The sequence below is a fragment of the Pseudaquabacterium rugosum genome (genome assembly GCF_038066575.1).
GTDB lineage: Bacteria > Pseudomonadota > Gammaproteobacteria > Burkholderiales > Burkholderiaceae_C > Pseudaquabacterium > Pseudaquabacterium rugosum.
Genome location: NZ_JBBUTF010000003.1, coordinates 142,428 through 155,680, shown reverse-complemented (window position 1 = coordinate 155,680; position 13,253 = coordinate 142,428). Strand labels below are relative to the sequence as shown.

10 protein-coding genes and 1 tRNA gene are annotated in these 13,253 nt (G+C 72.9%); 3 read left to right on the top strand and 8 right to left on the bottom strand.

Features of this window, described 5'->3' with window-relative positions; translation table 11 throughout:
* Nucleotides 1–2: 2 nt before the first annotated feature.
* From AACH11_RS03240 to AACH11_RS03230, 3 genes are read right to left on the bottom strand one after another with little or no spacing between them, the layout of a single operon-like run.
* Entirely contained in the window at nt 3–1,553 is a 1,551-nt protein-coding gene (locus AACH11_RS03240; RefSeq protein ID WP_341372763.1) for an efflux transporter outer membrane subunit, read from the bottom strand.
* Nucleotides 1,554–1,569: 16 nt separating this feature from the next.
* The gene (locus tag AACH11_RS03235; RefSeq protein ID WP_341372762.1) at nt 1,570–4,758 is read right to left on the bottom strand and encodes an efflux RND transporter permease subunit; all 3,189 of its coding nucleotides are present in this window, start codon (nt 4,756–4,758) and stop codon (nt 1,570–1,572) included.
* A 29-nt stretch (nt 4,759–4,787) separates the two neighbouring features.
* Nucleotides 4,788–6,149: an efflux RND transporter periplasmic adaptor subunit gene (locus AACH11_RS03230; RefSeq protein ID WP_341372761.1), complete on the bottom strand. Its 1,362-nt coding sequence runs from the start codon at nt 6,147–6,149 to the stop codon at nt 4,788–4,790.
* A gap of 253 nt (nt 6,150–6,402) precedes the next feature.
* On the opposite strand from AACH11_RS03230, the gene AACH11_RS03225 reads away from it, so the two are divergent.
* Nucleotides 6,403–7,113 carry a TetR family transcriptional regulator gene (locus AACH11_RS03225; RefSeq protein ID WP_341372760.1) on the top strand — a complete coding sequence of 237 codons (711 nt, stop codon included), beginning with the start codon at nt 6,403–6,405 and terminating at the stop codon, nt 7,111–7,113.
* A 123-nt stretch (nt 7,114–7,236) separates the two neighbouring features.
* On the opposite strand, the gene AACH11_RS03220 is transcribed toward AACH11_RS03225, so the two are convergent.
* Nucleotides 7,237–8,226 (bottom strand): tripartite tricarboxylate transporter substrate binding protein, encoded by a 990-nt coding sequence (locus AACH11_RS03220; protein ID WP_341372759.1) that lies wholly within the window; start codon nt 8,224–8,226, stop codon nt 7,237–7,239.
* A 209-nt stretch (nt 8,227–8,435) separates the two neighbouring features.
* Entirely contained in the window at nt 8,436–8,756 is a 321-nt protein-coding gene (locus AACH11_RS03215) for a DUF2322 family protein (RefSeq protein WP_341372758.1), read from the bottom strand.
* Between the two features lie 165 nt (nt 8,757–8,921).
* Here AACH11_RS03215 and AACH11_RS03210 point away from each other — a divergent pair, with 165 nt between their 5' ends.
* Together AACH11_RS03210 and AACH11_RS03205 are read left to right on the top strand one after the other, a co-directional pair.
* On the top strand, nt 8,922–9,275 hold the full coding sequence (locus AACH11_RS03210) for an antibiotic biosynthesis monooxygenase (protein WP_341372757.1): 354 nt from the start codon (nt 8,922–8,924) through the stop codon (nt 9,273–9,275).
* On the top strand, nt 9,272–10,060 hold the full coding sequence (locus tag AACH11_RS03205; protein WP_341372756.1) for a sulfite exporter TauE/SafE family protein: 789 nt from the start codon (nt 9,272–9,274) through the stop codon (nt 10,058–10,060). The genes AACH11_RS03210 and AACH11_RS03205 overlap by 4 nt, the downstream gene beginning before the upstream one ends.
* A 15-nt stretch (nt 10,061–10,075) precedes the next feature.
* On the opposite strand, the gene AACH11_RS03200 is transcribed toward AACH11_RS03205, so the two are convergent.
* From AACH11_RS03200 to AACH11_RS03190, 3 genes are all read right to left on the bottom strand, one after another.
* Complete coding sequence (locus AACH11_RS03200; RefSeq protein ID WP_341372755.1) at nt 10,076–11,770, bottom strand: hypothetical protein; 1,695 nt, start codon at nt 11,768–11,770, stop codon at nt 10,076–10,078.
* A 277-nt stretch (nt 11,771–12,047) separates the two neighbouring features.
* Nucleotides 12,048–12,123: transfer RNA gene (locus tag AACH11_RS03195), tRNA-Thr, on the bottom strand.
* A gap of 84 nt (nt 12,124–12,207) precedes the next feature.
* Complete coding sequence (locus tag AACH11_RS03190; protein WP_341372754.1) at nt 12,208–13,224, bottom strand: class 1 fructose-bisphosphatase; 1,017 nt, start codon at nt 13,222–13,224, stop codon at nt 12,208–12,210.
* Nucleotides 13,225–13,253: the final 29 nt, after the last annotated feature.

Here is a 13,253-nt window from a genome sequence, read left to right as displayed (position 1 = left end):
CGTCAGCGCCGGGGCGCGGCCGCGACGGTGGTGGGGCTGTCCACCGTGCCGGCGGCGGCCACCGTCGCCATCCCGGCCTGCGCAGCGGCCGTGGCGGGGGCCTCGGCGGTGCGCGTCTCGTCACCGCCGAGCGCCTTGTAGAGCGCCACCCGGTTGAGCGCGTCGGCCAGCCGCACCTGGACCACGGCCTGGCGGGCGGAGGTCAGCGAGCGTTCGGCATCCAGCCAGTCGACCTGGCTGATCGCGCCGGCGTCGTACTTCAGGCGCGACAGGCGGTGGCGGTCGGCTTCGGCCTGCAGCTGCGCGCGCTGGGCGTCCAGCTGGGTCTGCCAGCTGCTGAAGCCGGCCAGTGCGTCGGCGGTCTCGCGGAAGGCGGTCTGCACCGTCTTCTGGTACTGGGCCACGGCGCTGTCGCGGGCGATCTGCGAGACCTGCACATTGGCCTTGTTGCGGCCGTGATCGAAGATCGCCACCGCGGCCGAGCTGGCCAGGCTCCAGGCGAAGTGGCCGCCTTCGAACAGCTGCGAGAGCTGGCTGCCGACCTGGCCGGCGCTGGCGCTCAGCGTGATGCGCGGCCACATCGCGGCGCGGGCGGCGCCGATGTCGGCCTGGGCGGCGCGCAGGGTCTGCTCGGCCTGGATCACGTCGGGGCGGCGCAGCAGCACGTCGGAGTCGAGGGCCGGTGACAGCGGTGCCAGCGCGTCGACCGCGGCCAGCGCGCCGATGGCCGGTGCCGGCAGCAGCGCGGCCGGCACCGGTGCGCCGACGAGCGCGTGCAGCGCGTGCTCGTCGAGCGCGCGCTGGCGGCGGGCCTGCGCCACGCCCGCGCGGGCGGCCTCGGTCAGGGCCTGCACGCCGCGCAGGTCGCCGTCGGCCAGGGCGCCGACGCGGTGGCGCAGCAGCGCCAGGCGTTCGGTTTCCTGGCGGTCGCGCAGCGTCTGCTCGGCCAGCGCCTGCAGCTCGCCATCGGCCGCCAGCGTCAGCCAGGCCGACAGCGTCTGCGTGACCAGCGCCAGGCGGGCCGCGCGCTGGGCGGCCTCGGTGGCCATCAGCGTGGCCTGGGCCGAGGTGCTGAGGTTGGCCAGGCGGCCCATCAGATCCAGTTCCCAGGCGGTGATCTGCAGCCCGGCCTGCAGCGTGTTCGTCTGCACGCCCTGGCTGTTGGGCGCGCGCTGGGCGCTGACGGCGGCATTGACGGTCGGCCAGCGGTCGGCGTCGGTCAGGCGCAGCGCGGCGCGGCTGCGCTCGACGTTGAGCAGGGCCAGCCGCAGATCGGTGTTGTGCTGCAGCGCCAGCTCGATGACCTGGCGGGCGCGGGGCTCGCGCACCAGGTCCTGCCAGGCCGGCAGCGGGGCCGGCGCGTTGGCGGCGGCCGATGCCGCGCCTTCGGCCGCCGCGGCCGACAGCGCCGGCAGCGTGACCGTCGGGCGCTCGTGGACCGGCGCCAGGTTGCCGCAGGCCGCCAGCAGGGCGGCCGCGGCGAGGGCCGCCAGCCGTGCGGGCAGGGCCGACGGCTGCGCACGCGGGGCTTCCGGGGCGGGGTGGTGCGTCATGTGGTGTGTCATCGCGTCAACCCTCCTTCTTCGGTTCCAGATGCAGGGCCTCGGCGGCGGCGGCGTCGGCCGCGGGCGAGGCGATGGAGGTGCCGTGCGGGGCTTCGTGGCCGGTGGCCGGGAACAGCCGCCGGATGACGACGAAGAACACCGGCACCAGGAAGACCGCCAGCACGGTGGCCGTGATCATGCCGCCCATCACGCCGGTGCCGATCGCCCGCTGGCTGGCCGAGCCCGCGCCGCTCGCGATGGCCAGCGGCAGCACGCCCAGGATGAAGGCGAAGGACGTCATGATGATCGGACGGAAGCGCAGGTGGCAGGCCTCCAGTGTCGCCTCGATCAGGCCCTTGCCCTCGGCCATCAGGTCCTTGGCGAACTCGATGATCAGGATCGCGTTCTTCGCCGACAGGCCGATGATGGTGATCAGGCCGACCTTGAAGTAGACGTCGTTGGGCATGTCGCGCATCCACACGCCGGCCAGCGAGCCGAGGATGCCCAGCGGCACCACCAGCAGCACGGCCACCGGAATGCTCCAGCTCTCGTAGAGCGCGGCCAGGCACAGGAAGACCGCCAGCATCGAGAAGGCCAGCAGGATGGTGGCCTGCGAGCCGGAGAGCTTCTCCTCGCGCGACTGGCCGGTCCATTCGAAGCCGAAGCCTTGCGGCAGCTGGGCGGCCAGACGCTCCATCTCGGCCATCGCCTCGCCGGTCGAGTGGCCGGGCGCGGCATCACCGGCGATCTTCATCGCCGGGTAGCCGTTGTAGCGCACGGTCTGCACCGGGCCGGTCACCCAGCGCGTGCTGGCGAAGGCCGACAGCGGCACCAGCTGGCCGCGGGTGTTGGGCACCTGCAGCTTGAGCACGTCCTCGGGCTGCATGCGCGCCTTGGCCTCGGCCTGCACGATCACCCGCTGCAGCCGGCCGGCGTTCGGGAAGTCGTTGATGTAGGACGAGCCGAGCGCGGTGGCCAGGGTCGAGCCGATGGTGTCGAAGCTCACGCCCATGGCGGCGGCGCGCTCGCGGTCGATGTCCAGCTGCAGCTGGGGCGCGTCTTCCAGGCCGTCGGGGCGCAGGCCCTGCAGCACCTTGCTCTGCATCGCCATGCCCAGCAGCTGGTTGCGCGCGGCCAGCAGGGCGTCGTGGCCCTGGCCGGCGCGGTCCTGCAGGCGGAAGCTGAAGCCGGTGGCGTTGCCCAGCTCCGGGATCGGCGGCGGCGACAGCGGGAAGATGAACGCATCGCGGATGCCCATCAGCGCGCCGAAGGCGCGGCCGGCGACGGCCTGTGCGCTGTGCTGCTCGCCGGCGCGCTCCTCCCAGGGCTTGAGCGGCACGAAGGCGAGTGCCGCGTTCTGGCCCGAGCCCGCGAAGCTGAAGCCCAGCACGCCGACGACCTGGTCGACCTCGCTCTGACCCATGAAGTACTGCTCGACCTGGCCCATCACCTGCTCGGTGCGGGCCATCGAGGCGCCCGGCGGCAGCTGCACGTTGACCATCAGGTAGCCCTGGTCCTCGTTGGGCAGGAAGGAGCTGGGCAGCTGGCGGTACATCAGGCCCACGGCCGCCAGGATGGCCGCGTAGATCACCAGGTAGCGGCCGGCGCGCGGCAGGATGCGGGCGATCACGCCCTCGTAGCCGTGGGTGGTGCGCTTGAAGCCGCGGTTGAACCAGCCGAAGAAGCCGCGCTTCTCGTGGTGGCCGGGGTCGATCGGCTTGAGCAGCGTCGCGCACAGCGCCGGCGTGAGCGTCAGCGCCATCAGCGCCGAGAACACCATCGAGGCCACCATCGCCAGCGAGAACTGGCGGTAGATGTTGCCCACCGAGCCGCTGAAGAAGGCCATCGGCACGAACACCGAGATCAGCACCACGGTGATGCCGATGATGGCGCCGGTGATCTGGCCCATCGCCTTGACCGTGGCCTGGCGCGGGCTCAAGCCCTCCTCGGCCATGATGCGCTCGACGTTCTCGACCACCACGATGGCGTCATCGACCAGGATGCCGATGGCCAGCACCATGCCGAACAGCGTCAGCACGTTGATCGAGAAGCCCATGGCCAGCATCACGCCGAAGGTGCCCAGCAGGGCCACCGGCACGACGATGGTCGGGATCAGCGTGTAGCGGATGTTCTGCAGGAACAGCAGCATCACGATGAAGACCAGGAAGATGGCCTCGGCCAGCGTCTTGACCACCTCGTGGATCGAGATGCGCACGAACTTCGAGCTGTCGTACGGCACGCCGAAGCTCACCCCTTCCGGGAAGAACTTCTGCAGCTCGGCCATGCGCTCGCGCACGCCGTCGGCCGCGGCCAGCGCGTTGCCGGTGGGCGCGAGCTGGATGCCCAGGCCGGTGGCGGCCTTGCCGTTCAGGCGGGCCGACGAGACATAGGCCTGACCGCCGATCTCGATGCGCGCGACGTCCTTCAGGCGCACGCTGGAGCCGTCGGCATTGGCGCGCAGCAGGATCTGGCCGAACTGCTCGATGGTGTTGAGCTGGCCGTTGACCTTGATGGTGGCGAACTGCGTCTGGCCCTGCGCGCTCGGCAGGCCGCCGATGGCGCCGGCCGAGATCTGCAGGTTCTGGCGCGAGATCGCCGCGTTGACCTCGGCCGTGCTCAGGCCGTAGCTGACCAGCTTCTGCGGATCGATCCAGACCCGCATCGCCTTCTCGGTGCCGAACAGCTGCACCTGCCCGACGCCGGCCACGCGCAGCAGCTCGGGCTGGACGTTGCGGGCCGCGTAGTCGCCGAGGGCCACCGGGTCGTAGGCCGGGTTGGTCGACGTCAGCATCACGAACATCAGGAAGTTCGAGCGGTTCTTGTCGACCCGCACCCCCTGCTGCGTGACGGCCGAGGGCAGGCGCGGCGTCGCGCGCGACAGCCGGTTCTGCACCTCGATCTGGGCGATGGAGACATCGGTGCCCGGCTCGAAGGTGACGGTCAGCGAGCCCTGGCCGGTGGCGTCGGCCGAGGACTCCATGTAGATCAGGCCCGGCGCGCCATTGAGCTCCTGCTCGATGACGGCCAGCACGCTGTCCTCCATCACCTGCGCCGAAGCGCCGGGATAAGCGGCGTTGATGACGATCGACGGCGGGGCCACCGTCGGGTATTGCGCGACCGGCAGCCGGGTGATCGCCGCCGTGCCGAGCACGACGACGAACAGGGCCAGGACCCAGGCGAAGATGGGCCGGTCGATGAAGAACCGTGCGTTCATGGTGTGGGACTCCGCAGGCTCATCGGGCGTCAGCGGCTGGCGCCGGCGGTGGCCGGGGCGGTGGAGGCGGCCGGCGCGCTGGCCGGGCCGGCGGCGCCTTGCGGGCCGGCGGCCGCGCCGCCCGGCTGGGCGGTGCCCGAGGTCGGCGACCAGGGCAGGGGGCTCACCGGGGCCTTGGGCCGGATCTTCTGGAAGCCGTCGACGACGACCTTCTCGCCGGCCTGCAGGCCGCCGAGCACGACCCATTGCGGGCCGGTCGCGCCGTCATGGGCGCCGCCGAGCTGGATCTGGCGCGGCGCCACCTGGTTGTCGGCGCCGACCACCAGCACCGTGTCGCCGGCGGTGCCGCGGGTGACGGCCTGCTGCGGCAGCAAGATGGCCTGGTCGCTGCGCGCCTGCTCGACGCGCACCTTGACGAACAGGCCCGGCAGCAGCTCGCCCTGCGGGTTGGGCACCTCGGCGCGCAGCGTCACCTGGCCGGTGGTGGCGTCGACCGTGATGTCGGAGAACAGCAGGCGGCCGGCGTGGCCGTAGACCCGTCCGTCGTCGAGCACCAGGCGCACCTGGGCCGAACCCGAGGCCTGCAGCTTGCCGCCGCTGATCGCCTGGCGCAGGCGCATGGCCTCGGCCGCCGACTGGGTGAAGTTCACCATCATCGTGTCGGTCTGCTGGATGGTGGCCATCAGCGTGGCCTCGGCCGCGCTGACCAGCGCGCCCTCGGTCACCAGCGAACGGCCGATGCGGCCGCTGATCGGCGCGGTGACGGCCGCGTAGTCCAGGTTCAGGCGCGTGCTCTGCACCTGGGCCTTGGCGGCGGCCACGTCGGCCACCGCGGCCTTGTGCGCGGCCTGGGTGGCGACCCAGTCCTGCGGGCTGATCGCCTTGGCCTCGGCCAGCGGGCGGTTGCGCTCCAGCGTGGCCTGGGCCTGGGCCAGCGCGGCCTCGGCCTTGGCCTGGGTGGCGAGCGCGGCGTCGAGCGCGGCGCGGTAGGGCGCGGCGTCGACCTGGTAGAGGCTCTGGCCGGCCTTGACCAGCCCGCCTTCGGTGTAGAGGCGCTTGAGCACCACGCCGGTGGCGCGGGCCCGGACCTGCGCGGTGCGCAGCGGCTCCAGGCGGCCCGGCAGCTCCAGCGTCAGGCCGACGGCGCCGGGTTGGGCGGTCACCACGCCGACGGCCGGCGGCGGCATCTGGCCCATGCCGCCGTGGCCGGCATCACCGCCGCCCTTGCCGCAGGCGGCCAGCGTGGCGATGGCCAGCGCCAGCGCGCCGGCCGAGCCCAGGCGCCAGGCCGGATGAACGGTGCGACGGGTCGACACAGGGCGGGCAGGCCGCCCGGCGGGCACGGGGCCGGCGGCGGAGCGGGACGAGGTGGACAGTGGCGCGTCGGACATGGAGCGTTCCTGCAAATCGGATCGGACCGGGGGGGTCGGGAATGCGGGGCGCGGCGGCGCGACTCGCGCCACCTTGACCAGGATCAGGGAAGAAACGCGGCAGTATACATACAAGCACGAATGTATGTCCTGTGCGACCGCGTGGCAGACTGCGCGTCACGCGCGGTCCGCACCGCCGCACAATCGCGCCCTCCGGCGGGGTCTGTCCGTTCGTTCCCCCACCCGCCGGGCGTTTCCGCCAGAACCAGCCGACATGGCCCGCAAGACCAAAGCCGAGGCGCTCGAGACGCGCCACCAGATCCTCGACGCTGCCGAGCAGGTCTTCCTGCGCCAGGGGGTCGCCCGCACCTCGCTGCAGCAGATCGCCGAGGCCGCCGGCGTCACCCGGGGCGCCGTCTACTGGCATTTCGAGAACAAGTCGGCGCTGTTCCACGCGATGATGGAGCGGGTGCTGCTGCCCTGCGAATGCGCACTCGAGACCGCCGAGCGGGCCACCGCCGAGAACCTGCTGCAGGCCCTCGTCGCGATGGCGCTGATGCCGCTGCGCGAGCTGGCGCAGCGGCCGCACGTGCAGCGGGTGTTCACCATCGCGATGCACCTGACCGAGTACAACGACGAACTGCAGGAGGCGCTGCAGCGCCAGCGCGAGGGCATCGCCGAGTACGTCGAGGCGCTGCACGACACGATCGCACGCGCCCAGGCCGCCGGCCTGATCTCGGCCGAGCAGCCGCCCGCGGTGGCCGCGCGCGGCCTGTTCGCCCTGATCGACGGCCTGATGCACCACTGGACCCAGGTGCCCGAGCAGTTCGACCTGATGGCGGTGGGCCGCGCCGGCGTCGTCAACTGGCTGCGCGGGCAGGGGGCGCAGGCGCCGGAGGCGGTGATGGCCGCGCTGGACGCTCTGGCCGCGCTGCAGGCCGGTCAGCCGGTCCGCGGGGCCTGCGCCGCGGCGTCGGCCGCGTGAGCCGCGGCACCCGGCCGGCCGGGGATCCCGGCGGCTGATCTCGACCGGCGTTCGGCCGCGCGACGGGGTGGGCCACCGCCGCAGCGGGCCTTCAGCCGCTCCGGCCGGTGCGCGGCCCCGCGCTCATTCCGGCTCGATGCCGGCGCGGCGGATCACGTCCCCCCAGCGCCGGATCTCGCGGGCGAGCAGGGCCTGGGTCTCGGCCGGGCCGGCGGACTCCACCCGCACCCCCTGGCTCACCAGGCGCTCGCGCAGCGCCGGCTGGGCCAGGGCCTCGCGCAGGGCCTGGGCCAGCCGGGCCTGGATGTCCGCTGGTGTGGCGGCCGGCACGGCCAGTGCGTTCCAGCTCGCCACGTCGTAGCCCGCCAGCCCGGCCTCGATGGCCGTGGGCACCTCGGGCAGCACCGGGTTGCGGTGGCCCGAGGTGACGGCCAGCGCGCGGATCGCCCCGGACTTGAGCTGGCCCAGCCAGGGGCCGGTGATCTCGATGGCGGCGTCGATCTCGCCGCTGCGCAGTGCGGTCAGCACGGCCGGGCTGGCCTTGTAGGGGATCAGGTTGAAGTCGACGCCGGCCTGGGTCTCGAACAGCTTGGCCGCCAGCTGCTGTGTGCTGCCCTGGATGATGGTGCCCACCGTCAGCCGGCCGGGGGTGGCGCGCGCGGCGGCGATCAGCTCGCGCAGCTGGCGCAGCGGCGAGCCCGGGGCGACGAAGACGCCGAGGTCGAACCAGCCCATCAGGCCGATCGGCGCGAAGTCCTTCTGCACGTCGTAGGGCAGGCGACGGTACAGGCCGGTGGACACGGCATGGCCGTTGCTGACCAGCAGCAGGGTGTGGCCGTCGGGTCGTGCCGCGGCCACCGTCTGGCTGGCGACCACGGCGCCGGCGCCGGGCCGGTTGTCGACCACCACTGCCTGGCCCAGGCCGCGGGCCAGCTGCTCGGCCACGGCGCGGGCGGTCAGGTCGGCCACGCCGCCGGGGGCGAAGGGCAGGACCAGGGTCAGCGGACGATCGGGAAAGCGGGCCGGATTCGCCCGTGTGGACGACGGGCGCAGGCTGGTGGCCAGCAGGCCGAGGGCGGCCAGTTGGCCGAGGGTATGGCGACGGTGAGGCATGGGCGCGGTCCTGGGAGGGTGCACGCCGGCCATTGCGCCAGCCCGGCACCTGCCGCGCATGATGAGCGTCAGCCGGCATCCCGCCGCTACGTAGTCGCCACAACCCGGGAAGGTCCGGGGCGCGTCGCGCGCCGGGGCGTCCATGGGCGCCCGGGTGCTCTGCCGCGGGGCCCCGGTCTTCTCGTGTCGCCCGCCGCGCGGGGATGTCCTCAGGCGGCCGGCACCAGGCGCACGGCGTGGGACTGCGTGCCTTCGGCCCAGGCCAGCAGGCGGTCGATGTTCGGGTGCTTGGCCGGATGGGCGCGCGCGTCGGCCGTGTGCTCGGCGTACAGCGCCAGGCCGTCACGGGCGGCCTGCGGCGTGATGCTGCCGCCGTGGCGGGCGGCCAGCGCGGCGTAGACGGCCACCGAGCCGGCCTGGCCCGGCCGGTTCTCGATGCGGGCCAGCACCTGGCCGTCGGCATCCAGCAGTTCGAGCGCGGCCAGATGGGCGATGGCGGGCAGGGTCTTGAGGGTGTCTGCGAAGTTCATCCCGGGATCATCGCTCAGGTCGTGGCGGGGTCTGCGGCGTTGCAGTGGCGGTGGGGGCTGCGGCATCGGCGCAGAGGTGGCGCGGCATGCGCATCGGCGACACTGGTGGACTTTGCCCCGTGGCGCCGTCCTCGCGCGCCGCGCCTGCCGCCCGCCTCGACGACCATGTACAGCGCCACCTTCCTCTACGATCCCGCCCGCCTGCCGGCCGCCCATGCCGGCCTGGCCGATGCCCTCAGCGCCGTCGCCCGCCAGAGCGTCGGCTTCCTGGGCGAGGAGCGCTGGCAGGACGCCGCGCGGGGCCGCGAGGCGCGGTGCTGCTACTGGGCCGACGAGTCCGGCCTGCGGGCGGTGCTGGCACACCCCGCCCATCTGGCCGCCAAGACCCAGGCCACGGCCACCGAGCCGGAACGCTGGATCCCGGGCCTGCAGGTGGTGCTGCAGAAGGTGCTGCGGGCCTATGGCGACGAGGCGGTCGCCCACCCGTCGAACCGCGGACTCGACGGTCAGCCGCTGTGAGCGCGGCCGTGCTGGAGCCGGGGCTGGCCGCGCTGGCGGTGTCGGCGGTGGCCTCGTTGTTGGCGGGGCTGGTCGATGCGATCGTCGGGGGCGGGGGGCTGGTGCTGCTGCCGGCCTTGTTCGCCACCTTCCCGCAGGCGCCGCCGGCCACGCTGTTCGGCACCAACAAGAGCGCCTCGGTCTGGGGCACCTCGTTCGCCGCCGCGCAGTACCTGAAGCGGGTCAGCCTGCCCTGGGATCAGGTGCTGCCCGCCGTGGCCTGCGCGGGCGTCGGCGCGCTGGCCGGGGCCTGGATGGTCACGCTGGTCGACGGCAGCGCGCTGCGCAAGGTGCTGCCGCTGATCCTGGGCGCGGTGCTGGTCTACACCGTGCTGCGCAAGGATCTGGGCACGGCCCATGCGCCGCGCCATGAGGCCCGGCAGGCGCGGCGCATCGCGGCGCTGATCGGTCTGCTGGTGGGCTGGTACGACGGCTTCTTCGGCCCGGGTACCGGCAGCTTCTTCATCTTCGCCCTGGTCCGGCTGCTGGGCTGGGACTTCCTGCATGCGTCGGCCGGCGCCAAGCTGATGAATGTGGCCACCAATCTGGCGGCCCTCGCGCTGTTCGCGGCCAAGGGCCATGTGGTGTGGGCGCTGGGCTTGACGATGGCCGTGGCCAACGTGGCCGGCAGCCTGATCGGCGCGCGGCTGGCGCTGCGCCACGGCGCCGGCTTCGTGCGCGGGGTGTTCATCGCCGTCGTGAGCCTGCTGATCGTGCGCACGGCCTGGGATGCCTGGTTGCGCTGAGGGCGCCGTCGTGCGTCACGGTCGGGGCTGGTGGCGGTCCGCCGGCCTGCTCTGGCGCAGGCGCAGCGCGGCGACCATCAGGTTGCGCAGCGTGCGCAACTGGCCCAGCGTCGGTTCGTCCACCATCAGGCGGTGGCTCAGGGGCACGTCGCCGTACAGCAGTCCCATCGGCTGACCCTGCCAGGCCAGCGGCAGGGCGACGAAGCCGGCGGCCCCTGCATGGTCGTGGAACCAGGCCGGCAGGCGGGCGGTGCGTCCGGTGCGCAGCGCATCGGCCACCACGCTGTCCTGCTGTTCACGCAGCAGCAGGCCGAACAGGTCGGTGGGCGGCCGCCAGGCGATGCGCACCTGCGGCAGCAGCACGCGCAGGCGCTCGCCGACGGCATGGCGCACCACCAGCGGCCCGTCCGGCTGATCCGGCAGACACAACATCAGGCGTTGCCACTGCAGGGCCTGCAGCACGGCCAGCAGTGCCGGCTCGACCAGGTCCGCCAGCGGCGCGTCGCCCAGCAGGCCCCGGCTGAAATCCTCGATGCCGCGGATCAGTGCGGGTGCGGCCGACAGCGGCGGCCGGGCCGTCGGGCGAACCAGGGGCGGGTGGGGCGCCGGAGCCTCGCCCGGTCCCGCCGCGGCGGTGTCGCTCCCGACGGCCTTCGGTGCGGCCGAGGTGGCGGCGCCGTTGTCGGTGGCCGGCCGCTGCGGCTCGTGGGGGGCCGGCGCGGGCACCGGCTCCGGTGCCGCCAGCACATCGGCGGGCAAGGCCGGCAGGTCCAGGCGCTGCGCCAGGGTGGTCCAGGTCGACAGGGCCCGCTCGAACAGCGCGCACCAGCCTTCGGCGTCGACCGGCTCGCCGGTCCGGTCCTCGGCCGCCTCGGCGTCCTGACGGGCGGCCAGCGTGCGGGCCAGCGCGGCGCGTGAGGTGGCCGTGCTGCGCAGGAGCAGCGGCGCCGATGTCCGGGCGATCTGCATCCGCCGGGCCAGGCGGTGATCCGCGGTACCGGGCGGCGTCCGGGCGGCTGTCGTGGCCATCGGCTCTGCTGACGATGGGTCGTCATCCAGCGCCTGCAGGGCGGCGCACAGTGCCGGCGGCCAGTCCCAGGCCTGCGCCAGCCGTGCCGTCGTCGGGATGGGGGCCGCCATCAGGCCCGGCACGCCGTGCAGCACCGCGGGCAGGTCGTGCAGCAGCGCCAGCAGCCAGGGGCGCTGACCCTGGCTGGGGCCCGGATGCAGCGCGTGCGCCAGCAGTGCCGCCATCAGCGCGTCGCGCCAGGCGGCCAGCGCGTCCAGGGTCGCGCGGCTCACGGCCACGGCTGGGGTGCGGCCTGGTGTGCGGGCGGCGGCTGGTTCGGCCGCCGAGGCGTCCTGCTGCAGTCCCTGCAGCAGCATCAGCAGGGTGGTGAGCATGCCCACCGTGCCGAAGCCCAGCAGGGAGACGGCATGTGCGGTGCCCTGCAGCGCCAGCGGCCCCTGCGCCGACGAGGCCAGGCAGGGCAGCGCGTCGAGCAGCCGGCGCTCCAGCCCACGGTCGGTCGCCAGCAGACCGGTCAGCGCCCGCAGGTGCAGCTGGTCGGCCCGGCCCATGTCCCGCAGGGCGACCAGGGTGGCGCGCCAGTCCGCCGGGATGGCCGGGGCGTGGCCGATGTCCCGCCAGAACGCCGGTGTGACGGCACCCGGGGGCCACTCGGCGGCAGGGGAGGCGGGAGCGTTCATCGGTGCGGAGGGGCGGAGCGGTGGCCCATCGGCGTCATCCGGGATGGCGCCTGTGCGGCCGCGTGGGCGGATCGACTCGGTCCGCACCTCCCGTGCGCCGACGATGGGCACGCGCACATCGGACCTTGGGTCCGATTGTCCCGCCGTGGACGCCGCCGTGACCCGCCGAACAGGTCCGGAATCGTCACGCGTTCCGTGCCGCGGAAAAGAAAAACGCCCCGACAAGCGGGGCGTCTGAAGTGAGTGCCAGGTGGTTGCTCCGCCTGGATATTGTGTGTGGTGCCGGTGAAGAGAGTCGAACTCCCGACCTTCGCATTACGAATGCGCTGCTCTACCAACTGAGCTACACCGGCTTTTGTCCTGTCGCCATCTGCTTCCGCCGCGTTTTGCGCTGCGTTTGCGTCAGTGCGTCAAGAGCCCACGACTATAGCACAAGCTCACTTGGTGTTGTCAAGCTCGTGGTGATAACTGGTCACGCGCTCGACTTCGTTGCGCGAACCCAGCACCACCGCGACGCGCTCGTGCAGCTTTTCCGGCGGCAGGTCGAGGATGCGCTGGCGGCCGTTGGTGGCGGCGCCGCCGGCCTGCTCGACCAGGAAGGCCATCGGGTTGGCCTCGTACATCAGGCGCAGCTTGCCGGCCTTGTTCGGCTCGCGCTTGTCCCAGGGGTACATGAAGATGCCGCCGCGGGTCAGGATGCGGTGCACGTCGGCCACCATCGAGGCGATCCAGCGCATGTTGAAGTCCTTGCCGCGCGGACCTTCCTTGCCGGCCAGGCACTCGTCGATGTAGCGCTTGACCGGGGCATCCCAGTGGCGCATGTTCGACATGTTGATCGCGAATTCCTTGGTGTCGGCGGGGATCTTGACCTCGTCCTCGGTCAGCACCCAGCTGCCGGTCTCGCGGTCGAGGGTGAACATCACCACGCCGTCGCCCACGGTCAGCACCAGCGTGCTCTGCGGGCCGTAGACGCAGTAGCCGGCCGCCGCCTGCTGCCGGCCGGGCTGCATGAAGTCGCTCTCGTCGACGCCGCGGTGGTTGGTGACCTTGCGCAGCACGCTGAAGATGGTGCCGATCGAGACGTTGACGTCGATGTTCGACGAGCCGTCCAGCGGATCGAACAGCAGCAGGTATTCGCCCTGGGGGTAGCGGTCGGGCACCAGCGAGATGGTGTCCATCTCCTCGCTGGCCATGGCCGCCAGATGGCCGCCCCAGACGTTGGCCTCGATCAGCACCTCGTTGGCGATCACGTCGAGCTTCTTCTGCACCTCGCCCTGCACGTTCTCGGTGTCGGCCGAGCCCAGCACGTCGCCGAGGGCGCCCTTGTTGACGGCGATGGCGATGCGCTTGCAGGCGCGGGCCACGGTCTCGATGAGCAGGCGCAGCTGCGGCGGGATCTGGCCGCGATCGCGTTGCTGCTCGACCAGGTACTGGGTGAGGCTGATGCGTTTCATGTCGATTGGATGAAAGACAGTCGGGGAAG